This window comes from Sutcliffiella horikoshii, from assembly GCF_002157855.1.
GTDB lineage: Bacteria > Bacillota > Bacilli > Bacillales > Bacillaceae_I > Sutcliffiella_A > Sutcliffiella_A horikoshii_C.
Genome location: NZ_CP020880.1, coordinates 2,748,099 through 2,772,331, shown reverse-complemented (window position 1 = coordinate 2,772,331; position 24,233 = coordinate 2,748,099). Strand labels below are relative to the sequence as shown.

Here is a 24,233-nt window from a genome sequence, read left to right as displayed (position 1 = left end):
GTCATTTAATTAATTACTTATTGTGGAAATACTGGGAATTTGAGATGATTGATACATGGTTATTGGATAAAACATATAACAAAGGAGATTGCGTGTGAGTAAACATAAGATAAAAACCCATAGTTTTATTTTGCTAATTCTAGTATTCTCACTTACAGCATGTATTCAAAAAACTGACTTTAGATTGTACGAAGGGAAACCTTTAGACATAGCAGTGGTTGGAGAACCACCAGAAGTAAAAGAAGATCAAGTAATATTCACAGAAATTTCTTTTGATGAAATGACACCTGAAAAACTGATTTCTTATGATGCGGTTGTTATTAGAGAGAATAATCTTTCAAAGGCGGCTGAAGACAAATTCGCAGATGTTTACTCAGCTTCCACCATCCCATTTTACTTTATTGGAACGGATAATTTTGTCCCTTTTACGGAAAAAGATTTGGAGTACGACCATACATCAGAATGGACAGCTGGTATGAGTTATGCGGTTGGTGTTCTTACCTCACAAGAAGAAGATATATTGAAACATTGGGGATTTGGTCTGCATAATGACATAAAGAATGATGAGCATCTTAAAGAAATGTATTCAAGAATTTTTTTATCAATCGAGAAGATTAATGGCTAATTTAAGGTTTTAGGGGGAGCAAAATGCAAAATGCAAATAAAAAATAGAAAGCTATTTTTATGGTTTGTGGCATTGGTGATTGTAGTTTTCTTTGTAGTTTTTAACTTCATCAATAGTTCCTTTTACATAAATGGAAATGATGAGGAATCCATTATCCAAACAATCCAATCTTTAAATCTGTTTGAAGACTCTTCAATAGAAATTGTAGAAATTAAAGATATAGGTGAGGAGAGATTAGTTGCATTTTTAAGTAATAACCTTCCAGCATACATTCATTTTAATAAAGATAAATTTGGTAATTATAAGTGGAGTTCTGCCGAAAAAAAAGAAGAGCCCCTTTCTCACTTTTTAATCTCCTTGAGTAATGGTCTGGAAGAGGATTATCACAATCTATTATTTCTCACCATTGCAACTATTGATAACGAGATACCCAAAATGGAGTTGGGTGTCAATCAACACGTATTCCTTGAAGAGTTTGTTTTAAACAAAAACTCTGCAACTTGGACAGAGATGCCCAAGGAAGAGAAGCATCTTACATACTCTTATAAATACTACGATAGGAATGGAAAGTTGATTGAAAATAAGGATTAGCTGATTAGAGAGTTCATAATAAATATAGGAGGCTTTAAAATTGCAAAAAAACAAACAATTATGTACAGCAATAATGACAGTTGGGATGCTTTTAATGACTGCTTGCGGAAGCTCATCTGATGAGGCAGGTGCTATTCAAAACTCAAATATCAATTCTTCAAATGAAGTAACAACCGAAGAGGAAAATAATAATGACAGAGTTGAGACAGACATTCAAGACAATAATGAACCAAACGAAAAAGAGGATACATCAACAAGTGAACCAGCGGAAGTAGAAGAAGAAGCGACTACCAGTTTAAAAGAAAAGTATCTCCAACAATTAGATGATACAAAAAAAGAAGCAGAAGAATTGGAAGCAACAGATTCTTCTACATATGCATTGAAAAAGGTGGAAAATGACAGATGGGAACTTTGGGATGAATTGTTAAATGAGATTTATGGTGTATTAGAGGAGCAACTGCCTGCAGAAGAGATGAGTCAATTAAGAGAAGAACAACGGAACTGGATAAAATTTAGAGATGATAGTGCGTTGGAAGCATCACTCAAATTTAAAGGTGGTACTCAGGAACACTTGGAATACGTGGTTGTGTTGGCAAACCTTACAGAAAAAAGATGTTATGAGTTAGTCAAGGATTTTATGAAGTGACTGTAATTATAGTTTCAACGGACCGACTGTTAAGGTAGGAGGGGTGATAATGAGAATGAAAATGATTTCGGTGTTACTTTTAATAACGTTTGTGACAATGGGATGCGGAAACAATAACCTGGATCTTGAGGGTGCAACCAGAATTGAGATTTATGATTGGGAGAATAAAGACCTTATCCATACTATTGAGGATGCTAGCTTCATTGAAGGCCTGGTTACTAAGTTAAATAAGGCTAACGGGGAAAAGATATCCGACACGGCAGATATTGCAATGTTGCCGTATAAAGTCCATCTCACAAACAAAGAAGATACAGTATTGGTACTAGGTTTTGATCAAACGGAAGATGAATCTCATTTTATGGATTATGAAAACAGTATTAGATACATTGTCGACATCACTTTACCAAATGTTCCACTTACTACTGCTACTCCTAAGACAAAAGAAGAAATAGAAGAAGAGAATAAGAAGGAGCTAGAATTAAAGAAGCAAAATCAAGAAGAACAGAAAAATAATGAATGACTAGTTACTTTTTGTTAAAAAGGGGATTGGATATGGAAATTAATTGGATGTACAGAGTTTTCTTTATAATTATTGGTGCAGTGTCTTTTTTTACGGGTGAGATAATAACTTTTGTTATGTTGTTGTTTATCTTTTTCATTTTGAATGATATCCACCAAACCTTACAGCAAATCTATATTCAGAATAAAGAAAAGAACAATCAAGGGTAAACGATGTTTAAGAATATTTCATTAATAAAGCGACGAGGGAGTAAAGACCTATGATGCTATGGTTTAGACCCCTACCAAAAGTGAGTTTGGATCCAACAGTTTGGGCTCCTTTTATTCAAAACAACTGGTACCGAGAGCATTATATGAAATTTGTATACTTGCTTCAGGTAGTCTTATTATTCATACCAACTATTTTCAGTACACAATTCTCTCATATACATACTTTTGCACTCATATTAACAGGCTTCTTAGTATTTATTCTTCATGAATGTCTCCACATATTGGTCATAAACAATAAAGGCGATATAAGCATAACTTTTAGTGGCATATTTTTTTGGATCAATACAAATGCCATCCTCTCTAAACCTAGATTTTGGGTATTTATGAGTTTGCCTTTTATTGTTTTATCAATTGTGCCTTTTGTTCTATCGTTCTATGTTTCAGGAGATCTAAAATTGAATTTATTATTTATTAGTTGGTTCAACACACTGATTTCTGCCTCAGATATCATCAATTCATTTCTCATTGCACTTAAACCAAAGAACGCGCTTTTTTGCAGAGGGTATGTGAGGGTGGAGTAAAGGCTTTCTATAAAATGAAGGGTCCGTTTAACTACCGGAAAGTAAACTCTATACAAAGTGAGGTAAGTAAATGAGAATATCTTCTATTCTTCCCATTTTATTATTACTTGTTTTTTTAATCAACTTAATAGGATGTAATTCGGATATTAATGTAAGTTCGGATATAATTATTGATGGTGAAATTATAGATTACATCGGGGTTTCTGGTATACCAATAGAAGAGATAGACTCCAATAAGCCTCCACAAGATTATAAAGATATAGAGCGGATGGTTGTAAAGCCCAATGAATTAATCAAAATTAATTATCAAGACATGCCAAAGAAGGTTTATTTATCGTATTGGAAGGATGAATTGCCTCAAGAAGAGAACGTAGTTTTGAATGATTTTGAACTTACTACGCCTAAAAGCGACGGGGTATATGTCTATAAAATAGCTACAAAATGGAATTCTAGGGTTGCAAGGAATTATTTGTTTGTGATTGAAGTGAAGGACGAAGATTAAATTTCTGGAGTGAGTTTATGGAGGAATCTTTTTTTGAATCTAACTAAAAATAATGGAAAAGTATATTTAGATTTCATAAGTATGTCTGAAGAAGATATGTTTAATTATCTGCCTTTATTCGGTTCCTTTGCTGTTATTAAATGTGAGGTTAAATATCTTTTATGTTTCAACGTATGGCGTGAACAATGGGAATTACCAGCTGGACGTAGAGAAGGTGATGAATCTCCGAAGGAATGTGCAATTAGAGAGTTGTTTGAGGAAACAGGTCAAATGGTGAGTGATTTAGATTTCAAGGGGTTATTGAAATTCCAAAAAGTAAATAGTGGAGAAGTTGGTTACAATCCAGTTTATTTTGCAGAAGTGGAATGGCTTCAACCCTTTATAGATAATCAAGAAACCTCTGAAATAAGGCTTTGGGACTTAAAAGAAGAAATAGGTTACATAGATGAAGTGGATATTAGGGTATTAGAGTATATTTAAAGCTTATACAATAAGTAGTTAGGTAGGGAATTATAATGGAAGTAGTATTTGTAAGTATTAGTGCCACAATAATTATTTTAATGACAGTTTTCTATATGTGTAGACTTTTTACAAATGCCTACAAAAAAGAAGAAATTAATTTTAACAAGTTCTTAGTGCTAATTTCCTCTTCAATAGGTGGGGGTTTAACATTATCTATTTTACTGTATTGGGGTTACCAATGGTTTTGGCGCTTACTATCTAATTGATTAATTGGTTACAATTTTCAGGAATAAAACTTTTTGCTGAAACTTGAGCTACATAGAAGTACTTTTAAATAACAAGGGAGAGATACTATGCCTGTGAGGGATCGTTATTCCAAAAACAAAGATATATCCATTCACTATCTTGAAACAACTGATTATTCTCATAACCTGACGCCATTAGTTTATGTTCCTGGAGCTTTAGGTTTTGCAGAACATTTTGAGGATGAAATGAAAATTTTATCACCGAGACATTGTGTGTCACTCAGTCTCAGGGGAAATGGGAAAAGCGATGCTCCGCTTAAAGGCTATACTTTGGAAGATCACGTTTCAGATATCGAAGCAGCGATAAAAGAAAGTCGTCTTAAAGACTATTGTTTAATGGCGTACTCTATGGGAGTACCGTACGCCATTCAATATGCCTCTAATAACCCTGAGTACATAAAAGGAATGATTTTATTAGACTATCCAGCTAAGTTTCCCTCTATTCCGGAGTCATGGGTTGATACGGTTTTTTCGAAGGGATATATTAAGGAAGATCGTCAACACGTAGTCAGAGGGATTCAAAGAGACTCAGAAGAGGTTGAATTATAGGAGGATTTACAGCGGATAAAGTGTCCAGTTCTTATTATAAAAGGTGGGACAAACCACTCTCTATTAAAGGAGAGTGCTACTGAAAAATATAAGGGGAATTTGAGTAATGTGAAGGTGGTTGAGTTCTCTGATTCAGGTCACGAATTATGGATAACTGATTATAATAGATTCATTAAAACTGTCACTGATTTTTTAGTGGAGTTGGATCGGCTACATAAGTAAATTAAATTTGAAAGGGAGAGTAATAGATGAAAGCGGTCATTCAAAATGAATTTGGTGATTCAGATGTGCTCTTATATACGGATGTTGAATTCCCAAAGATTCGTGAAAATGAAGTTTTAATAAAAACAGAATATACGAGTGTAAATTATGCAGATATAAAAAAACGTATGGGGAATAAAGGGAAAGGTGAATTACCATTAACACTTGGCTTGGATGTTGCTGGGACAATTGAAGAAGTTTCTGATGATTCATCATTCTCAAAGGGTGACCGGGTAATAGCTTTTCCGAAAGCGGGTTCATATGCAGAGTATGTAGTTGCAAATGAACAATTGGTTTTTAAAATTCCAGATGGTCTCTCTTTTAAACAAGCTGCAACTGCACCAACCGTATCTATTTTAGCTTATATACTAATCCATGAAATTGGCCAAGTGAAAAAAACAGATACCATTGTAATACACAGTGCAGCAGGTGGGGTAGGGTCCATGTTAGTGCAACTCGCCAAGTTAGCTGGTGTGAAGAAAATTATCGGAACAGTTGGAAATATTAGTAAAGAAGGTTATGTGAAAAATCTAGGTGCAGATGTTGTGTGTACCTATGAAACATTTGTAGAGGATGTTTTAAAGTTAACCAATAATTCAGGTGCTAATGTTATATTTGACTCCGTTGCTGGAGAGGTTACAAGTAAAAGCTTAGAGTGTTTGGCCTTATATGGCACTCTTGTTCAATTTGGTAATAGCAGTGGCAAACTAGGAACCTTTAAAACAAGTGATGTTCACAGCAGTTGTAGAAATATCAAAGGGTTTAGCTTAGGTACAACGAGAAAACATGATCCTGCAAGATTAGCTGGTGTAGCAGAGAAAGTCTTAGAACTTTTTGCTTCAGAAAAGATTGTGCTCCCTATTGCCAGGGTGTTTGATTTAAGTGAGGTTGCACAAGCACATAAACTAATAGAGAGCCGCAACTATGAAGGGAAGATTTTGATTAAGTTATGATTTTGGATGAAGAATTCCTTCAAGTAGTAAGGTGCTTTGAAAAGGATGAAGGGAAAGGGAGAAGTAGTGTGTTTACCAAAACAAAAGAGTTTGTTAGACATATATTACTCCGTTTAAATAACAAGTCAAGCAAAGGGTATACAAGCTTCGCCCCATTGAAAATTGCACCCGAGTATACAAATATAGATTTAGAGAATAAACAAGTTACTGGTATTGTAAAACATAATGATAAGATCTATCTCACAGTGATTGTTGATATAAAGTTGAATAAAACATTGGTTAAAGGCAGTCTGCGAGGTATATGTCATATAACAAAACCCTTTAATAAAGGGCACTACATAGCAATGATAAAATCCCATGCAGAGATGCTTTTAAACAAGGAAGATTGATTTAAGGAGAAAATAAATGACCAAGTCGAATAAGTTTTTCCTCTTCACCCTAGTTGCAACCCTCTTAGAACTTGGTATTATAGTTTGGCTTAACTCACACTTTTACAAGGGAGTATTCGATTTAGGTATGATAATCCCTGTAATGACCATTCGAATGGTAGTTGTCTATAACTACACGAAGGGAAAGTTAAAGAAACAGTGGGAGAAGAAGGCTATAGGCTTGTTTTTTAGCGTACCTATTATTTTGTTTTTAATAGGAAAGCCAACCTATACGTTCGAACAAGCGAAGCAATTGGTATATGAAAGCCATGATATATCTACTATTGTGGAGTACAAAGAAGAGAGCTATCGAAATACGGTGCCAATATATACGGAAGAAATACGTTTTTTCATTAATAACCGGGATTATCATTATGAGGCAGACAATAGGTTCTTTTTAGTAAATCCTCGCACTGGTGAAGTGATTGAGATGAAACAGCCTTATTGGCATTAATCAATATTTTCGTAGAATAGGAGGAGATTTTAATGAAATTAGCAGAGGCGTTAATACTACGGGCGGATTATCAAAAGCGCGTGGAGCAATTGAAAAATAGGTTGCTGCAAAATGTCAGGGTACAGGAAGGGGACGAACCGAATGAAGATCCGAAGCTGTTGTTGAAGGAATTAACGGAACTGTTGGAGAAGCTTAGACGTCTGATTCAGCAAATAAACAAGACCAACTTATATACGAAATTTGATAAGGTAGAGTCGCTTGCGGATGCATTGGCATCTAGAGACGTCATTGGCCAGGAACGCAAGATTTATAGCGAACTTCTTGACCAAGCATCCATGAAACTTGAGCGTTATTCGCGTGCAGAAATCAAATACATCACAACCATCAGTGTGAAAGAAATGCAAAAGCATGTTAATGAACTGTCACAGAAATATCGTTTATATGACGTGAAGATTCAGGAGCTTAATTGGAAAACTGATTTACATTCTTCATAAGATAAGTTGGTAGCGAAAATGAAAAGGCGAATACCGAACCTTGCAACAGGTCAAAGTTGCCATTAATGGTACGGGTTTCGGGGTGATCCAAGAGGTTCGAGTCCTCCGTCAAAATTTATACCCATTATTGATACATCAGAACAATTTACATAAACAACTTACAACCTGGTATTGATTTTCATATTTGTGAGGGTGGAGTAGGGGAGTATTTTATGAAGTGGATTTTAATAAATACACAATTAATAAAGGGGAAAACATGAGAGTTATTGGATCTATTATCATTTCCATTGTTATTTTATATTTTGGGTTTTATGGAACAATTATCTTAACAATTTCTACCGGCAAGGATCTGTACGGTCTTGCTTCAGCAGCATTTGTACTCACTCTACTCATTTTTGCAAATTTAGGGGTGTGGGGACAGTTTGCTAAGAATACCGTGAAGTACACGTTTATCTGTTTAATTAGTTTGTTTGTTCTTTTTGTCATAGTGGAAGGCGGGAAAGCTTGGTATCAACATTCTCTGAAAATTATGAGCACCCAGGATGTTGATCTAACCCAATATGAGCCATTTGAAAATAATGATCGTGTAGCTGAATTGGGCAAAGAAGCAGCCATCAAGCTAGAGAACCCTCTATTAAAGCTAGATGGTTCAACTGCATTATATCCTGTGTTTGCCTCCTTCGCTCAGGCTGTTTATCCAGAAGATACGTATGATTCTTCTATGAGTGAAGTGCAATCCACACAGACCTCAGGAGCTTGGGCAGGTCTCCTCAAAGAAGAAAGAGAACTGATTTTTGTTCCAGAACCTCCAAGTTCTATCCAGTCTCAAGCAAAGGCAAAAGACGTGGAACTTGTGCTAACGCCAGTTGGAAAAGAAGCCTTTGTTTTCTTTGTACATAAAGACAATCCTGTTGCTAATCTTACAATGGAGGATATACAAAAAATTTATTCAGGTGAGATTACAAATTGGAAGGAGTTTGGAGGAAACGATGAGCCTATCCTGGCGTTCCAAAGACCAGAAGACAGCGGAAGTCAGCAGATGCTTCGAAAAGTGATGGGAACCAAACGTTTAATGGACCCACCAAGTGACCAGCGGGTTTCAGGTATGGGAGGAATCATTGAAGAAACCTTAGACTATGAAAATAGGAAAAACGCAATTGGTTTCTCGTTCCGCTTCTTCTCGGAAACGATGGTTCAAAACAACAAAATTAAGCACTTAAAGGTGGAGGGAGTTGCACCTTCCATTGAATCTATTCAAAAGGACACCTATCCGTTTGTCAGTCCGTTTTATGCCGTGCATCTCTCCACTGCAACAAATCCTAATCTTGAATCATTTTTAGAATGGATTAAATCGGAAGAAGGCCAATTGCTTGTAGAAAAGTCGGGGTATGTTCCGTATTATTAAAAATAAAAACGTTATTGCCTAAAACATCCATTTGTGCTAATATTCTAAAAAACATACGGAACATACGGCTGTGAAGAGAAGAGTAATTAAGATGCATTATTTCCAGAGAGCTTCGGTAGGTGAGAAGAAGCAATAATGACCTTAATGAAAAAAGCCTCTGAGCCTTTGCACGGATCTAAGGTTTCTTAGTGATACTGCGACGGGATCTCCCGTTATAGAGATAGGGTATAATTGTTTGTTAAAAAACAAAAGTACCCGAAGAGGTTGATATGGTAACATGTCAACAAACTGGGGTGGTACCACGAAGTTAACAACTCTCGTCCTCAAGATGAATAATCTTGGGGGTGAGAGTTTTTTTGTTTTTATAAATAGTATGACAACTGGTAAATAGATAAATTAAAATTGGAGTGATAACAATGAGTCAAGAACAAACAGCCATTAGAATGGAGAAATTAGAGGCTTTAAGATCACAGGGAATCCAAGTTTATCCTGACAGGTTCCAGACAAATTACGAACTATACGAAGCGTGTTCACTTCAGGATGGAACATCGGGGGTACGTGTTGCAGGAAGAATTATGGGGATTCGCCATTTTAGTAAATTCAGTTTCATCACCATTTCAAACATACAAGGTAAGTTGCAACTTCTTCTGAAAAAAGACGAGGTTGGAAAGCGGGCTATGAGTGATTTCCTCGATTATTTTGATATAGGTGATTTTATCGGTGTAGAAGGGAAAATGTATTCTACGAAGACAAATGAAAAAACGCTTCGGATTGAAAACTATGTGCTGCTTGGGAAAGCGTTACACACACTCCCGGATAAATGGCAAGGATTAAGTAATATAGATACACGTTATAGACAACGATATATTGATTTGATGATGACAAAAGAAACAAAAAACCGCATGTTAATGCGAACAAAATTAGTGCGTGCTGTTCGAAGATTTTTAGAAGAAAAAGACTTCTTGGAGGTGGAAACGCCTGTACTGCAACATACTTCCTCCGGTGCTTTAGCCCGCCCGTTTAAAACGTATCATAACTCGCTGGATATGGAACTAAATTTACGTATTGCTCCAGAGACTTACTTGAAAAGGTTAATTGTAGGGGGATTTACAAAGGTATTTGAATTTGCAAAATGCTTTAGAAATGAAGGAATCAGCCCTCAACATCTTCAAGAGTTCACAATGGTGGAAGGGTATGCGGCCTATTGGAATTATGAAGATACGATGCAGCTCATGCGTGAAATGATTGTCTATGTCCTTAAACAAACATTTGACTCAACAGTTATAAGTATAAAAGGACAATCCATTGATTTTTCATTAGAGTGGAATGTAGTGTCATTTAGAGAATTAATTTTAAAGGATACAGGCATAGATATTGATTTGTATCCAGATGTAAAATCCTTATACGAAGAAACAAAACAAAGAAATATTTATTTAGAAGGCGAGGATATCCAGACATTAGGGAGAGGGAACTTCATTGACCAACTATACAAGAAAGTGTGTCGACCAAATCTAATAGAACCAACATTTCTAATTAACCACCCGATAGACTTATCACCTTTAGCCAGAGCGAATGATGACAATTCATCGTTAACAGATCGTTTTCAATTAGTAGTAAATGGTGCTGAAATCATCAATGCCTATTCAGAATTAGTTGACCCTGTGGAACAGAGAAAAAGATTAGAAACTCAAGCCGTGTTGAAAAGTGGCGGTGATACAGAAGCCATGGAAATGGATGAAGATTACTTATTGGCCATGGAATATGGGATGCCTCCAATTTCCGGCTGGGGATTTGGGATTGAACGATTACTCATGGTATTAACGGATTGTGATACGATTAAAGACTGTGTTTTGTTTCCGTTAAATCGAAAATAAATTATTACTATGGGAGCTTATCTGTTAATGGTAAGCTCCTTTTTTTGAAAATTTATATTGTATAAATATTTGAAATTTGAAATAATTGGTATCATACAATATAGAAGGTACCCACCATGCAAAATTTGATAAAAATTTATAAAAAAGGAGAAATGAATGTCTAATAATATTTCTGAAAAACAACACATAAGAAGTATGGTCACATTTAGTTATCTCACTCTTGCATTTCTTTTCTCATGCATATTTACAACAATATGCATCCTTATTTTACTATTTCCCATGGTAGGAATTTTAGATTTTACCTATTTCCCCTCAAAAGTTGCCATACCTTCATTTATAATTTCTTTGGTTTTTTCTATTCTTGCTTTTAAAAATATCTTTGGAAAGATACTGATTGTATTTAACCTTTGTTTAATGATCTTTATGATTGTATATGGACCTTAAATACGTTGATTAATAGACGGTAAAAAAAGGAAAAGGGATCGCCTATGTTGAAAAAAGGATTAGAGAAGATAATATATTTGGGATTTACTTTGTTTATATTTGTTCTGGTATGGAAGGCGATGGGGGTATTCTGGAATGCTTTCGTACCGTGGAATCTTACAACGGATTTAATAGGATTATTTGTGGTTGGGCCATTGCTAATAATATTGGCTTTTGTTCTGTCGAGTTTGTCATTAAAAGTTATTAAATGCGGAAAGCGAATTTAAAAAATATTAGTAAAGGAGCAATCCATGCTGTTATTTTTTCTCTTTTATATTCTTGTTATCCCTGTTTGTGTCCTCATGCACGAAATTGGGCATGGTGTAGGAGTTGTTTCTCTTTCAAAACTTGATGCACATATATATTTAGGAAAAAGAAGTCAGGAAAACAAAGAAAATTTTCGAATAGGAAGGTTTCGTTTCCACATTCATTGGTCTTATGTAGGCTTCGTTGATTGGAAAGGGGATTTAAACAAACGACAGAGGATTGCAGCTTTGGCAGGTGGACCGATTATGTCTTTATTACTTGTGTTTATATTAGCAGGAATAGCAATTTCGTTACCCCAAAGTGATTTAAAATCATTCTTTTGGGGAGCATCCACTTTTAATCTGGGTATGGTTGTTTGGACAGTTATTCCAATAACGTATCCTCGTTGGATGGGACCATATTATGGTCATCCTTCTGACGGACTCCAACTGTTAAGGTTGCAAAGAAAATAAAAGAGTGTAAGTTATATAGAGTTTTGTAGGGGGGGATACATATGTACCAATATTTCAATGGCTTTGTAATCAGGGAGGGTAAAGAAGGGGTTCCTGCTGAATATGTGGAAGCTCTTTTTGAAGATGCAGGATGGGCAAAGAATACCCCCGCTTGGCAAAAGGAGAAGTTCTCGCTTATGTTCAAAAACTCAACGTGGGCATTTACAGTTTGGGATCAAAACAAGATGATTGGGATGGTTCGAGTAATCTCAGATCAAATAATGGTTGCAAACATAATGGATTTAGTTATTTTATCCGAATATCGCGGTAAAGGAATCGGGAAGAAAATCGTAGAACTGTGTGTTCAAAAACTTCCTCATGGTGATTGGTTTGCACATACCTCCGCTAATAACTTCAGTTTCTATGAGAAGTGCGGTTTTGAGGTAAAAGACTTAACCCAGAATGGAACTTGTGCGTATTACGGATATATTCAAGCGAGGAAAGACGGGCATAGGTAGAGCTTATTTTGAAAATAGGGAGATGTTTCAATGGAATTCAGAGGATCTAGAGTTTACGATCAATCGGATTTTTTTACAAATTACATGAATAGAAGAAATAGAAAAGACAGTCCCAATAATGCCATCGAAGGCCCAATTATGTCCGAGCTAGTCGGGAACATTCAAAATAAGACCATCTTAGATTTAGGGTGTGGAGATGCCTCGTTTGGTAAAGAACTGCTACATTTAGGGGCAAAGCATTACACAGGTGTCGAAGGTTCTGAACAAATGGTAAAAGCCGCGCGCTCTAACTTACTTGAACTTGACGCAACTATACATAATGAAACAATGGGATCGTTTAATTATCCGAGTGCGTCATACGATCTCGTAACCTCGCGTTTTGCCATTCATTATGTTTCAGACATTGACCGCCTGTTTCGAAATATTTATCAATCCCTAAAAGAGGATGGAAGGTTTGTATTCAGCATTCAACATCCCCTTACAACTTCATCTTTTGCAAGTAAAGAATCTGGAGATAAGCGCGGGAATTGGATTGTAGATGATTACTTTCTTGATGGTGAAAGGAAAGAACCTTGGATTAACCAAGTGGTTGTTAAATATCACCGCACCATCGAACAATATTTCACAGCACTAAGGGAAGCTGGTTTTACCATACAAGATTTACGCGAAGGCACGCCCGTACGAAAACATTTTAGAAGTGAAGAAGAATTTTTGAGGAGGCAACGGATACCAGTGGTTTTGGCGTTTGGTTGTGGGAAATAAGGTGGAACACAAGTCTGAAATATAGCTACAATGGATAAAGCTGATGTAAACATGGATAACTCTTTTTTATGATGGATAAATTGATTTTACAATTGATAAAAGTGTCTTTACAATGGATATAATTTTTTTACAATGGATATCCGATAGTTCATCTTAATTTTAGTGACACGGATACTTAATATAGAGTGTTTCGTCATAGAAATGTACGTTCCGTTGTAATCTATTGTGCTATATTTAGTTTTTATGAACGACTCCTCAGGTTACTTTCCAATCTTCCTTCACTATCTAGTATTTTCCTTGGATAATTATCATTAATATTTCGAGCGCAATCCCTACAAGGATCAGCGCTCATTTTTTGTTTAGAAAAAAATTACATATTGTAGGTCTTTTCAGATTATGAAATAATTGGTATTAAGTAAGGTGGTTGAAGTGAAAGGGGTGCAAAATAATCAAAAAGAGTGTACTTTATTTCATTATTATCGGGTGCTGCGTTTTTTGGGGAATTTTATTTTATAATGAAACATATTCAAACAACGGGATATTAGAAAATGTAACTCAACGGGATGGGTATGATCTTAATTTAATTAAAAACGATGAGACTGTTGAGTTCTTTGTAAAGCCTGAATGGATACCACTTAATAGTAAGAAAGAAACACAGTTTGGCATAGAACTTATAAATAAAGATAGCACTAACATTTTACTTGATAAGGTTTGGAATAGGGGAAATGATATTTATTTCAATTTTAACACCACATACAATTTGAAATACGACAAGGGAAGCTTTATGTACAATGGTATCTTTAATGAGGATGGGACATTTACGACAAATGGGTCCTATAAGGATTATTATTTGTATAATAAAGATGGAGAAAAAATTAGTGTAGATCAAACTGGTCAAGGACCAAATTCATCATTTGGATTTGCAATTAGTTCAGAGAATTATAATTTAATAAAAGATGGATTTTATGTTGAATATTCAGGTTTCTTTATTTATGAATACTATATGAATTAATCATCAGTAAAAGAATGTATAAATCATTTAGCTAATCATTAAGATGAAGCTTATAAAATAACTTCATTTTCAACAAATGGGAGCGTTTGCTACAAAACGGCTCGTGTCTTACATAAATAATGGGCGGGTTTTTTGAAGAAGGTGGGAGGGGAACTGTGAGTAGGATAACAAGTGCATATTTTGCGTATCCATTAGTCCTATTAATATTATTGTTAGGATGTTCTCAGGAAGTGTCACTTGAAGATAAAATTGTGGAGCTTTTGGAGGAAAGTGAAGATAGGAATTATGGGACAGTTATTGACTACGACATAAAAGGTGATTATATAGTCGTAGTTTATACAAGAAAATCAGATGAGCAGTTGAATATTGGATTCATCACGAATAATAAAGGTAAATTGGAATGGGAGATTGGTATAGGTGGACCAGAATTAACTGGTGGTCATGTATATATTTCAGATCCACTGATAGTAAATGTTATCATTCCATTTGATCCCGATATTAATTACGTAAAAGTTTCTGGTGAATATGCGAAACAAATTAAACATTCCAAGGCAATTAACTATTGGATTGCATATTCAAACAAACCAACTAGTAGCTTTGACGTTGAGTATATAAAATAAGTAGAATTTATCTTATAAATTGGCAGGATAGTTAAAAGTTTAAGGAGATTGGAACATGAAGTTATATTTCATATTGCTCAGTCGTGAGAAGAATAGTAATTGTATTTGTTTCATGTTATAAAATAAATTTTGTAACTTTACAGTTTTTTTTATTTTCCCTTTAATATCCAGAAACCAATTAATATAACGATAATTCCAATCGCAGTGCGCCAATTAGGAAATTCTTTAAAAAACATGTACCCAATTACAACACAAACTAGGATTTCCATTCCTTTAGACACAATAAGTGAAAAGGTTAAGTTACCTACAACTTTTGTTAAATGTTTGACACCGTATCCAATCATCATACTCGCAGACAGGAAAAAAGGAATAAGTTTAATATAGTACCACAAAGTATGAAAAAAATTAGAGTCAATATGCTTAGTTTGGTATGCGTAAATAGTATTAATAATCAATAACCCGCTTACCATTAAGAAAAGAGAAAGTATAATCATAAATGTTGTTCTCCAATTAAATTTGTTTCTAAAATTTTGCCCAAACGCAAAATTTTTATGTAAGGTGAAAATGAAATCACTCATCTAGCTAAGGAAAGACTTCTATGACAAGTTATTATTTTTGGAATGTTCACGACAAGATTAAACTTTATTATTTGGTTGGGGTGGAATAAATGAGTATTTTTCTTTTTATTATCGTTCACATTGTTATAGGGTTAGCAATTATTTATTGGTATGGAAAAATTCCAAAAGCGCTTACTGTATTTGCATCTGTGTTTCTAACTATGAGTAGTATTTATTGGGCAACAGTCTATATAACTGCGTTGATAACCTAATGGCGCTGCAACTGAAGAACGGAATAATTAAACCGTATAGCAATTCCAAAGGATTTCGTGTCCCCTGTCACCTACCAACTTCCTAAACACTTTGACTTTTTATGGGAGATGTTTCAGAATAAAGTGTAGATGAAGAGGTGAAACAATGACTGAAAAGGTAACGAGTACAAAGTGGTTCAGTGTGGCCATTCAGGCACTCGTGGTGCTTGCTAATAATGAAGGCCGATGTCCGAGCGGGGAATTAGCTGAGAAACTTAATTCTAAGTCTGTTTTTTTAAGAAAAATATTAAGGCATCTGGTTAAAACCGAATTAATCGAGGCGAAAGAGGGCCGGGACGGTGGCTATTTTCTTGTAAAAGATCCAAGCGAAATCAAATTATCCGAAGTGTATGATGCCATGAAAGCAGAGACGTTTCCTAAGGGGTTCTTTAATGTGGAAAGTAAAGAATGTTTTGCTTCTACTACACGCGAGTCCCTCTGTACACTGCGTGATGAAATGGAAGGATGGGTCGTAGCCGGTTTAGAACAAAAGACCATAGCTGATTTAATGAAAAAGTGAAACAAAGCTGTTTCGCTTTTTTATTTTGCCTCGATAAACTGTAGTTGACAAAGGAACAGTTAACGAACTATACTGTTCTTGTAGAAAATACAGTTAAAGGGGAATTGAATATGTCTAAAAACAAAAACACTATGAGTAAAGAAGAATATTTAAATAAAGTAAAAGAAATTGATACAACCAAAGAAGCGCCAAAGCAGTTGGAAGATACAGACTTTCTGACAGTCGCAAAAGAACGCCGTTCAGTAAGACAATATGATCCTGAATTCAAAATGGATAAAAGTGAAATCATGGAGATTTTAGAAACAGCTATTTTAGCACCGTCATCTAGCAACCTTCAACCTTGGAGATTTTTAGTTATTGAAGATCAAAAGGAAAAAGAGCGTTTGTTGCCGATCGCTAATAATCAGCAACAAATTGTGGATGCTTCCGTTGTTATTGCTGTACTTGGAGACCGCGAAGCATACAAAAATGCAGACCGCATCTATAGTGCAATCGCTGAAAAGGGAAGAATGCCAGAAGACGTGAAAAACATGTATGTAAACAGCATTCTTGATGGTTACGGGAACTTTTCTAAAGAACGCTTAGCGAAAATTGCTCACATTGACGGTGGACTTGTTGCAATGCAATTAATGCTGGCAGCAAAAGCTAAAGGCTATGATACTGTTCCAATGGGTGGTTACGATGAAGCGCAATTTGTAAAAGCATTTAATGTTCCGGAAAACTATGAGGCTATTATGTTGATTTCTCTTGGCAAAGGCTCTAAAGCAGGATTTGAGAAAACTCGTCTTCCGCTTGATGAGGTTGTAAACTGGGATAGATACTAATAAAAAAAGAGTGCGCAAATTCCTTGAAAATGCGCACTCTTTTTCTTTTTTATTCATTGATTTGTTGTTGTACCTGTTGGATTTTCTGTTGAGCCTTCTCCAGTTCTCCTATTGCAAAATAGCAAGCTTCCGATTCTGCAGTGTTTGAACTAACTTGTTTCAAGTGATGGTGTGCTTTATGAATAATATCTTGCGCTTCTTGTAATTCACTTTTAAAGTTCATAGTTAATCGTCCCTTTCATTAAAGTAGTTATTTTTGACGGCTTAATTCTCCTTCGTTTTTTTCAAAGGGACCTTCCCCTTGACCTCCAGTCGAAAGGCTTTAACAATCGCGAATGCCATCATCAACAAAACAAAGGTCAAAGGAAAGGCACTCACAATAATGGCTGTCTGCAGACCTTCCAGACCACCCGTATACATCAACACAACGGCAGAAGCTGATAGAATTAATCCCCATGTTAGTTTCACGAAAAATGGAGGATTAATATCTCCATTTGTTGTCTGCATGCCTAACACAAACGTAGCTGAATCAGCACTTGTGATAAAGAAGGTAGCAATCAACAATATCGTGATAATAGATAAAACGGTCCCAAATGGCAGAAGTTTATAAACATAAAAGAGTCCCGTTTCAAAGCTTTGAGCAGAAACTTGAGCTCCTTCAAATAATTCCATATGAATCCCGGTCCCCCCAAAGACACTGAACCAAAATGCACACACAAGTGTCGGAACCAATAACACCGCAATGACAAACTCTCTTACTGTCCGTCCTTTAGATACCCTTGCGATGAACGTCCCGACAAAAGGTGACCAGGAAATCCACCAAGCCCAATAGAAAATTGTCCAACCTTCAATCCATTCTGCATTTTCGTTATTGAATGGAGCAAGGCGGAGCCCCATGCTTGGGAGGTTTTGAATATAATCTCCAAGTGTTGTGGTAAATAAATTCAATAAGAAGGTTGTTGGTCCTATAAACAGGACCGCAAATAATAGAAGTGTAGCAAGAATCATGTTCGTGTTGCTTAAGTATTTTATCCCTTTAGAGAGGCCCGTCCCTGCGGAAACGATGAATAGGACGGTCACAATTGCCATAATGATAAGCTGTATAGTGAAGTTATTCGGAATGCCGAACAAATAGTTGAGTCCACCGTTAATTTGTTGTGCACCTAAACCAAGTGATGCACAAACCCCGAAAACAGTGGCGAAAACAGCAACAATATCCACCGTTTTTCCGAAAGCTCCGTTTGTTTTCTCCCCCAATATAGGATACAAAGTTGCGCTCATCAATCCAGGGGCATCTTTTCTAAATTTAAAATATGCGATGGAAAGCGCAATGGTTGCATAAATGGCCCATGCATGAAATCCCCAGTGTAAAAAGGTGTAACGAAGACCTAATTTTGCAGAAGCGGAAGTTCCACCTTCTCCAAGTGGTGGTGTAGTGAAGTGGGAGATAGGCTCTGCGACTCCGTAGAAAACCAGTCCAATCCCCATCCCAGCACTGAAGAGCATCGCAAACCAAGTCAAGGTAGAGTAATCCGGAAGATCTTTGTCTTTACCAAGTTTTATTTTGCCGTATTTACTAAAGATGAGGAATAGAGCAAATAAAAGGAAGAAAGTAGCCGCCAATTGATAAAACCAGCCAAAAGCATTTAGAATGAAGGAATTTGCCTGATTCATTCCTTCACTAAACGGCTCGGGAAAAATAACCCCGATCAATACAAACAAAGCAGCAATGATCACGGAAATCCAAAAAACCTTACCGATACCTTTCATAACATTCACGCCTTTCCCAATTTAATCCTTCCGCTAGCATTCCCTAAATTACTACATTCCTTTCAAACTAAATTTACTTCTTCTTTCATTCTCCTCCGCATAGGCTGTACAAGATGCTCTAATTGTGCAGCTGCAAGAGGGAGGACAAATTCTAATGAAAAAATTATTAGGTCACTTCGATCACGCCGTTCTGTCAATGGCAGGAATTCGAATTTTTTCCGGGTTACTAGAAATTACTGCTGCCATCATCATGCTCAGCTTAAATGATGTGAAAAAAGCGGTTGTGGTGAACTCGATGTTAGCGGTGGTGGGGCCTTTGATCTTCATTTCCACCATGATGATTGGCTTGATTAGTATGGCAGACGAAATCTCCTTTTCGAAAATGATATATATTGCCATTGGATTAGGCTTTATCTTATTTGGCATCTATAAGTGAGAAAATGTATTCCGTTGTTATATATTGTCCGAGCGCGCATACATTGTAAGTAATAATAGGACAAGAAGGGGATTTGTATGCTTGCGAGTATTAGTACTGTTTTGCCGCCGGACATAACCGGAGTTATTGATACACTTTCACCACCTTTACTGGAGAGGATGGAAGAAATACGAGTTCGGGTAAATCGCCCCTTAGAATTAATAATAGATGGGAATCCATATTTTCCGGCCTATATGGTAACGGCTTCGGATGCAATTCATATTTTAAACAAAATAAGCAAGCATTCCATCTATGCACTAGAAGAGGAACTCAAACGTGGATATATAACCATCACTGGTGGACATCGAGTTGGACTTGCTGGAAAAGTAATCACAGAACAAGGGAAAGTGAAGGCAATTCGCGACGTCTCCTCCTTTAACATTCGTGTTGCCAAACAGAAAATCGGAGTTGCTACACCGTTAATGCCCTATCTTTATGAAAAAGGAAGATGGCTCAGCACGATGGTAATTGGACCGCCACAAACGGGAAAGACAACGCTACTTAGGGACCTGGCAAGGATAATGAGCTCAGGGTGTGAAGAAAAGCGAGTTGCCTCATGCAAGGTAGGGATTGTGGATGAACGCTCTGAAATCGCTGGTTGTGTACACGGTATACCTCAGCACGATTTGGGACAAAGGGTAGATGTGCTCGACAGCTGTCCAAAGGCGGAAGGCATGATGATGATGATTCGTTCCATGAGCCCGGATGTCATCGTTGTGGATGAGATTGGAAGATTGGAAGACAGCGAGGCAGTGATGGAAGCCGTCAATGCAGGAGTAGGGCTTCTCATGTCGGTACATGCTTTTTCGTTTGATGAACTAAAAAGCAGACCAAGTCTTCGAGAAATCTTATCATACCGGGCAGTAAAACGGTTCGTTGAACTGACAAGATCGAATGGGCCGGGCTCTATCAAAAGAATCGTAAATGAAATGGGAGAGGAGATCTACCGGGAAGAGGGTGTGGGAAGATGATCAAACTAATAGGTGCAGTCTTAATACTAGTGGCAACTTCCTGGGCAGGTTTTGAAGCGGCAAGGCACCTGACAGAAAGACCAAGACAATTAAGACAATTAAAGGTAGCCTTGCAATCTCTTGAAGCTGAAATTATGTATGGTCATACTCCTCTAGCAGATGCCACCAAAAACATCTCCAAGCAATTGGAAAAACCACTCTCCTGGTTTTTCGAAAGCTTTGCAAATAAATTGGAAAAAGCGAGCCTGACAGTAAAAGAAGCCTGGCAAGAAAGTTTGGATGATGTCTGGAAAAACACCGCATATAAAACGGCAGAACTTGAAATCATGAAACAATTCGGCGAAACACTTGGCCAGCATGACCGCTACACCCAACAAAAGCACATTCAACTGGCACTAACCCACCTAGAACGCGAAGAACTAGATGCCCGCGACAAACAAAACCGTTACGAACGAATGGTAAAAAGCCTCGGAGTCCTATCAGGATTACTCCTTGTGATTTTACTGATTTAGATTAATGGTGTGGCTACATTTAGCAAGGGTGAAAGAACAAGTTGATTGTAGTGGAAGCGGCGAGACTCCTATGGGAGGAAGGGACAGGGAAGACCCCGCAGGCGAATGCCGAGGAGGCTTCCGGACCGCCCGTGGAAAGCGAGCCGCTGCAACGGAAATCAACGGCTAAACTTAAAAAGAGATCCCAAAAAGCAAACCGGAAAAAATAGGAGGAGCGTCCATGGGCATTGAAGTAGACGTAATATTTAAAATCGCCGGCATCGGCATCGTCGTAGCCTTCCTGCACACCGTACTAAAACAACTCGGCAAAGAAGAATACGCACACTGGGTAACCCTACTCGGATTCATCTACATTCTTTTTATGGTAGCAAGCATCGTCGACGATCTATTCAAAAGAATCAAATCGGTATTCCTGTTCCAATGATAAGGGGTGTTGACCTATCGAGATTCTCCAAATAGTAGGTCTTGGCTTAATCGCCACCTTTCTTGCATTAGTAGTTAAAGAGCAAAAGCCGACATTTGCCTTCATGTTAGTCGTATTTGTCGGTTGTGCTATTTTCTTATTTTTAGTAGAGCAAATATTTGATGTCATCAGAATGCTAGAGAGGATCGCCATTAACGCCAATGTGAATTTAATCTATGTAGAAACCATTCTCAAAATTGTCGGAATCGCTTATATCGCAGAATTCGGAGCACAAATTACCAAAGACGCTGGCCAAGGAGCGATTGCATCCAAAATTGAATTGGCCGGAAAAATATTAATACTTGCGATGGCCATTCCCATCTTGACCGTTATCATTGAAACCATCATTAATCTCATTCCTTCTTAAAATGAAAAAGCAGAGGGGAGCAATCCTATGAAATTTATTCTTGCAATCATTGCAGCCTTGTTAATCCTACTGTTCCTTCCATTTGAAATAGTACAAGCCTCACCCTCTTCGCCATCAGAATTAGTAACAGATCAAATTGAAGGAATAGATGTAGAAGAAATCAAGGTGTACTGGGAAGAAGTAATGGAAGAGTATGACGGCTTTTTGCCGGAAAGCCAAAAAGGCACGTTCATGGAATTTGTAAAAGGGGACAAGTCCTTCTCCTTGGAAGAATGGTCAAAAGGGTTCCTGAAATACTTATTTCATGAACTCCTTGCAAACGGAAAACTGCTCGGAAGTCTAATCTTACTCACCATCTTCAGCATGTTCTTACAAACGCTTCAAAATGCCTTTGAACAGAAAACGGTCAGTAAAGTGGCCTATAGTGTCGTATTCATGGTCCTAATCATCATCGCGCTCAACAGTTTCCATATCGTTATCTCTTACACGCTCGAAGCAATAACTGCCATGACAGGGTTCATTATTGCATTAGTTCCACTGCTCATCGCGCTCATTGCTTCATCAGGCGGATTAGTTTCAGCAGCATTTTTCCACCCCATTATCCTATTTTTAATGAACACAAGCGGTCTGCTTATTCAATATGTCGTACTTCCACTCTTGTTTCTTTCAGCAATCTTGAGCATTGTCAGCACATTAAGTGAACATTACAAGGTAACTCAACTGGCGGCATTACTTCGAAATGTAAGCATCGGAATTCTTGGAATCTATTTAACAGTATTCCTTGGTGTCATCTCCGTACAAGGTGCAACCGCAGCGGTGACAGATGGAATCGCCATTCGCACCGCCAAGTTTGTAACAGGAAACTTTATCCCTGTTATCGGCAGAATGTTTACAGATGCAACAGATACCGTGATTACAGCATCTGTGTTATTAAAAAATACAGTCGGGATCCTAGGTGTGGCCACATTGATTTTACTAGCTGCATTCCCGGCAGTGAAAATTTTATCCATTGCAATTATCTATAAACTTGCCGCTGCACTCCTTCAACCTTTAGGAGGCGGTACTGTCATAAAATGTCTCGATATTATCAGCAAAAGCATCATTTATATTTTTGCTGCCTTGGCAATTGTCTCCTTCATGTTCTTTTTAAGCATCACGGTCATCATTGCAGCAGGAAATATAACCGTGATGGTCAGGTAAGGGGGAGAGCAAATGAGTTACTTAACAGAATGGATCACCAGTATCATCCTATTTATTCTTTTAGCAACGGTAGTCGAAATGTTGCTACCAAGTTCTTCGATGCAAAAATACACAAAACTAGTGATTGGCCTTCTGCTGATTGTCGTCATCCTAACCCCCATCTTAAAGTTGCTTTCCACAGATATGGATGAACTTTTTGCTAAAATGACCACGCATTCATCCTACGCATCAAAAGAAAATACAGAAAATTTAATAGAAATGAAGAAAAAAGAAATACAAGCCTCCCATGCTGCATACATTTTAAATAAAGCGGCTGTCCTAATGAAAGAAGATGTGGAGGAGGAGTTGAGAGAAAGCTATGGTGTAACAGTGAAAGACTTAAAGATTGTTGTGAAAAATGAGGACCAGCTTACGGAAATACCAATAGAAGAAAATATAGAGTCCGTTGTGATTCTACTCGAGCAAGCAGAGGAGACAGCCATTCAAGTTGTAAAACCTGTTCAAATTGACACCTCCAGACAAAAGGAACCAGCTCCTTCCTCGAGAGAAGAAGGGAAAATAGCAACTTTCCTAGCAGATCGATGGCAACTACAACCAACCAATATTTCAGTAGCAGTCGAAGGGGGGGATTAGTACAAGGTGGAAAAGAAAAACCAAGCATTCATTCCATGGCTAAAATCTCTGCTAACCAATCAGTCAAAAGATAAAAAAGCAAAATACCAATACATGACGGTCATACTCGTCCTTGGTGTAGGATTCATCTTATTCGGAAATCTGTTCTTTGGTGAAGACAGCGCAAGCTCTCCAGGTGGCGGTGTCCTGCCAACCATGAAGCAGCAAGAACCGGAAGATGAACCGGTATTTGGACAAAGTGACGATGCCAACGCACCTTCTACTATCTCTGATTACGAGGCAAGCTTTGAGAATCAGTTGAAAGATGCACTGGAAGCAATCACCGGAGTCAATGACGTATCTGTCGTCGTAAATATCGATGCCTCCGAAAAGAAAGTCTTTCAGACAAACAAAACCACCTCACAGCAAACAACCGTCGAAACTGACCAGCAAGGTGGGAAACGCGATGTCACTGATACCTCAGAAGAAGAACAAGTCCTCGTCATCAGGAAAAATGAACAAGAAATTCCGGTCGTAACCGAAACCAAAAAACCGGTCATACGCGGAGTTCTGATTGTAGCAAAGGGCGCTGAAAATATACATGTAAAACAAATGATTTTGGATGCTGTTACCAGAGTGCTAGACGTACCACAGCACAAAGTAGCAGTCCTTCCAAAAAAATCTGAGGGGGAATAATCC

33 protein-coding genes and 1 other annotated feature are annotated in these 24,233 nt (G+C 37.2%); of the genes, 30 read left to right on the top strand and 3 right to left on the bottom strand.

Annotated elements, in window-relative coordinates; all coding sequences use genetic code 11:
- Window positions 1-94: 94 nt before the first annotated feature.
- From B4U37_RS14390 to B4U37_RS14290, 20 genes are all read left to right on the top strand, one after another.
- Window positions 95-625: a hypothetical protein gene (locus B4U37_RS14390; RefSeq protein WP_245839995.1), complete on the top strand. Its 531-nt coding sequence runs from the start codon at window positions 95-97 to the stop codon at window positions 623-625.
- A 30-nt stretch (window positions 626-655) separates the two neighbouring features.
- Complete coding sequence (locus tag B4U37_RS14385) at window positions 656-1,216, top strand: hypothetical protein (protein ID WP_088018785.1); 561 nt, start codon at window positions 656-658, stop codon at window positions 1,214-1,216.
- A 40-nt stretch (window positions 1,217-1,256) separates the two neighbouring features.
- Window positions 1,257-1,862: a lysozyme inhibitor LprI family protein gene (locus B4U37_RS14380; RefSeq protein ID WP_088018784.1), complete on the top strand. Its 606-nt coding sequence runs from the start codon at window positions 1,257-1,259 to the stop codon at window positions 1,860-1,862.
- A gap of 49 nt (window positions 1,863-1,911) precedes the next feature.
- The gene (locus tag B4U37_RS14375) at window positions 1,912-2,382 is read left to right on the top strand and encodes a hypothetical protein (RefSeq protein ID WP_088018783.1); all 471 of its coding nucleotides are present in this window, start codon (window positions 1,912-1,914) and stop codon (window positions 2,380-2,382) included.
- A gap of 32 nt (window positions 2,383-2,414) precedes the next feature.
- Window positions 2,415-2,591 (top strand): hypothetical protein, encoded by a 177-nt coding sequence (locus B4U37_RS22020; RefSeq protein WP_010194787.1) that lies wholly within the window; start codon window positions 2,415-2,417, stop codon window positions 2,589-2,591.
- Window positions 2,592-2,641: 50 nt separating this feature from the next.
- Window positions 2,642-3,172, top strand: a complete 531-nt coding sequence (locus B4U37_RS14370) for a DUF3267 domain-containing protein (RefSeq protein ID WP_088018782.1) — start codon at window positions 2,642-2,644, stop codon at window positions 3,170-3,172.
- A gap of 70 nt (window positions 3,173-3,242) precedes the next feature.
- Window positions 3,243-3,674 carry a hypothetical protein gene (locus tag B4U37_RS14365; RefSeq protein WP_088018781.1) on the top strand — a complete coding sequence of 144 codons (432 nt, stop codon included), beginning with the start codon at window positions 3,243-3,245 and terminating at the stop codon, window positions 3,672-3,674.
- A gap of 33 nt (window positions 3,675-3,707) precedes the next feature.
- Window positions 3,708-4,154, top strand: coding sequence for an NUDIX domain-containing protein (locus tag B4U37_RS14360; protein ID WP_198317030.1), 447 nt, complete (start codon window positions 3,708-3,710; stop codon window positions 4,152-4,154).
- Window positions 4,155-4,495: 341 nt separating this feature from the next.
- Window positions 4,496-4,990, top strand: coding sequence for an alpha/beta fold hydrolase (locus B4U37_RS14355; RefSeq protein ID WP_198317029.1), 495 nt, complete (start codon window positions 4,496-4,498; stop codon window positions 4,988-4,990).
- Between the two features lie 248 nt (window positions 4,991-5,238).
- A complete protein-coding gene (locus tag B4U37_RS14350) occupies window positions 5,239-6,204 on the top strand; it encodes a quinone oxidoreductase family protein (RefSeq protein WP_088018779.1) in 966 nt (321 codons plus the stop codon).
- Window positions 6,201-6,593, top strand: a complete 393-nt coding sequence (locus B4U37_RS14345; protein ID WP_245839994.1) for a hypothetical protein — start codon at window positions 6,201-6,203, stop codon at window positions 6,591-6,593. Before B4U37_RS14350 ends, B4U37_RS14345 begins: the two co-directional genes overlap by 4 nt.
- 16 nt (window positions 6,594-6,609) lie before the next feature.
- Window positions 6,610-7,086 carry a hypothetical protein gene (locus B4U37_RS14340; RefSeq protein WP_088018778.1) on the top strand — a complete coding sequence of 159 codons (477 nt, stop codon included), beginning with the start codon at window positions 6,610-6,612 and terminating at the stop codon, window positions 7,084-7,086.
- 32 nt (window positions 7,087-7,118) lie between these two features.
- A complete protein-coding gene (locus B4U37_RS14335) occupies window positions 7,119-7,580 on the top strand; it encodes a DIP1984 family protein (protein WP_088018777.1) in 462 nt (153 codons plus the stop codon).
- Window positions 7,581-7,797: 217 nt separating this feature from the next.
- Window positions 7,798-8,985: a PstS family phosphate ABC transporter substrate-binding protein gene (locus tag B4U37_RS14330; RefSeq protein WP_088018776.1), complete on the top strand. Its 1,188-nt coding sequence runs from the start codon at window positions 7,798-7,800 to the stop codon at window positions 8,983-8,985.
- Between the two features lie 61 nt (window positions 8,986-9,046).
- Window positions 9,047-9,313: a binding site (T-box leader), on the top strand.
- Window positions 9,314-9,401: 88 nt separating this feature from the next.
- Window positions 9,402-10,859: a lysine--tRNA ligase gene (gene lysS, locus B4U37_RS14325; protein ID WP_088018775.1), complete on the top strand. Its 1,458-nt coding sequence runs from the start codon at window positions 9,402-9,404 to the stop codon at window positions 10,857-10,859.
- A gap of 734 nt (window positions 10,860-11,593) precedes the next feature.
- Window positions 11,594-12,061, top strand: a complete 468-nt coding sequence (locus B4U37_RS14310) for a zinc metalloprotease (RefSeq protein ID WP_088018772.1) — start codon at window positions 11,594-11,596, stop codon at window positions 12,059-12,061.
- A 41-nt stretch (window positions 12,062-12,102) separates the two neighbouring features.
- Complete coding sequence (locus B4U37_RS14305; RefSeq protein WP_088018771.1) at window positions 12,103-12,558, top strand: GNAT family N-acetyltransferase; 456 nt, start codon at window positions 12,103-12,105, stop codon at window positions 12,556-12,558.
- 30 nt (window positions 12,559-12,588) lie between these two features.
- On the top strand, window positions 12,589-13,320 hold the full coding sequence (locus B4U37_RS14300; RefSeq protein ID WP_088018770.1) for a class I SAM-dependent DNA methyltransferase: 732 nt from the start codon (window positions 12,589-12,591) through the stop codon (window positions 13,318-13,320).
- Between the two features lie 784 nt (window positions 13,321-14,104).
- Window positions 14,105-14,332 carry a hypothetical protein gene (locus B4U37_RS14295; protein ID WP_088018769.1) on the top strand — a complete coding sequence of 76 codons (228 nt, stop codon included), beginning with the start codon at window positions 14,105-14,107 and terminating at the stop codon, window positions 14,330-14,332.
- Window positions 14,333-14,487: 155 nt separating this feature from the next.
- Window positions 14,488-14,952, top strand: coding sequence for a hypothetical protein (locus B4U37_RS14290; RefSeq protein WP_088018768.1), 465 nt, complete (start codon window positions 14,488-14,490; stop codon window positions 14,950-14,952).
- 149 nt (window positions 14,953-15,101) lie between these two features.
- Here the strand turns inward: B4U37_RS14290 and B4U37_RS14285 are convergent, their stop codons facing one another.
- Complete coding sequence (locus B4U37_RS14285; RefSeq protein ID WP_245839993.1) at window positions 15,102-15,530, bottom strand: hypothetical protein; 429 nt, start codon at window positions 15,528-15,530, stop codon at window positions 15,102-15,104.
- 396 nt (window positions 15,531-15,926) lie between these two features.
- Between B4U37_RS14285 and B4U37_RS14280 the strand changes: the two genes are divergently transcribed.
- On the top strand, window positions 15,927-16,340 hold the full coding sequence (locus B4U37_RS14280; RefSeq protein ID WP_088018766.1) for an RrF2 family transcriptional regulator: 414 nt from the start codon (window positions 15,927-15,929) through the stop codon (window positions 16,338-16,340).
- A 110-nt stretch (window positions 16,341-16,450) separates the two neighbouring features.
- The gene (locus tag B4U37_RS14275) at window positions 16,451-17,164 is read left to right on the top strand and encodes a nitroreductase family protein (protein ID WP_088018765.1); all 714 of its coding nucleotides are present in this window, start codon (window positions 16,451-16,453) and stop codon (window positions 17,162-17,164) included.
- Window positions 17,165-17,213: 49 nt separating this feature from the next.
- Here B4U37_RS14275 and B4U37_RS22240 read toward each other — a convergent pair whose 3' ends face one another.
- Both B4U37_RS22240 and B4U37_RS14270 read right to left on the bottom strand, forming a co-directional pair.
- Complete coding sequence (locus B4U37_RS22240) at window positions 17,214-17,387, bottom strand: hypothetical protein (protein WP_187443882.1); 174 nt, start codon at window positions 17,385-17,387, stop codon at window positions 17,214-17,216.
- Window positions 17,388-17,428: 41 nt separating this feature from the next.
- The gene (locus B4U37_RS14270; protein ID WP_088018764.1) at window positions 17,429-18,934 is read right to left on the bottom strand and encodes a glycine betaine uptake BCCT transporter; all 1,506 of its coding nucleotides are present in this window, start codon (window positions 18,932-18,934) and stop codon (window positions 17,429-17,431) included.
- Window positions 18,935-19,088: 154 nt separating this feature from the next.
- On the opposite strand from B4U37_RS14270, the gene B4U37_RS14265 reads away from it, so the two are divergent.
- The 8 genes from B4U37_RS14265 (at window position 19,089) to spoIIIAG (ending at window position 24,230) form a co-directional block, all read left to right on the top strand.
- Window positions 19,089-19,370 (top strand): YqhV family protein, encoded by a 282-nt coding sequence (locus B4U37_RS14265; RefSeq protein WP_010194845.1) that lies wholly within the window; start codon window positions 19,089-19,091, stop codon window positions 19,368-19,370.
- A 77-nt stretch (window positions 19,371-19,447) separates the two neighbouring features.
- The gene (gene spoIIIAA, locus B4U37_RS14260; RefSeq protein WP_088018763.1) at window positions 19,448-20,380 is read left to right on the top strand and encodes a stage III sporulation protein AA; all 933 of its coding nucleotides are present in this window, start codon (window positions 19,448-19,450) and stop codon (window positions 20,378-20,380) included.
- Complete coding sequence (spoIIIAB, locus tag B4U37_RS14255) at window positions 20,377-20,892, top strand: stage III sporulation protein SpoIIIAB (RefSeq protein ID WP_010194847.1); 516 nt, start codon at window positions 20,377-20,379, stop codon at window positions 20,890-20,892. Before spoIIIAA ends, spoIIIAB begins: the two co-directional genes overlap by 4 nt.
- A 220-nt stretch (window positions 20,893-21,112) precedes the next feature.
- The gene (spoIIIAC, locus tag B4U37_RS14250) at window positions 21,113-21,316 is read left to right on the top strand and encodes a stage III sporulation protein AC (protein WP_010194848.1); all 204 of its coding nucleotides are present in this window, start codon (window positions 21,113-21,115) and stop codon (window positions 21,314-21,316) included.
- A 16-nt stretch (window positions 21,317-21,332) separates the two neighbouring features.
- Window positions 21,333-21,722, top strand: a complete 390-nt coding sequence (gene spoIIIAD, locus B4U37_RS14245) for a stage III sporulation protein AD (protein ID WP_083800911.1) — start codon at window positions 21,333-21,335, stop codon at window positions 21,720-21,722.
- Between the two features lie 27 nt (window positions 21,723-21,749).
- Window positions 21,750-22,922 (top strand): stage III sporulation protein AE, encoded by a 1,173-nt coding sequence (gene spoIIIAE, locus B4U37_RS14240; RefSeq protein WP_088018762.1) that lies wholly within the window; start codon window positions 21,750-21,752, stop codon window positions 22,920-22,922.
- Window positions 22,923-22,934: 12 nt separating this feature from the next.
- On the top strand, window positions 22,935-23,555 hold the full coding sequence (gene spoIIIAF / locus B4U37_RS14235) for a stage III sporulation protein AF (protein ID WP_088018761.1): 621 nt from the start codon (window positions 22,935-22,937) through the stop codon (window positions 23,553-23,555).
- A 6-nt stretch (window positions 23,556-23,561) separates the two neighbouring features.
- Window positions 23,562-24,230: a stage III sporulation protein AG gene (spoIIIAG, locus tag B4U37_RS14230; RefSeq protein ID WP_088018760.1), complete on the top strand. Its 669-nt coding sequence runs from the start codon at window positions 23,562-23,564 to the stop codon at window positions 24,228-24,230.
- Window positions 24,231-24,233 lie beyond the last annotated feature (3 nt).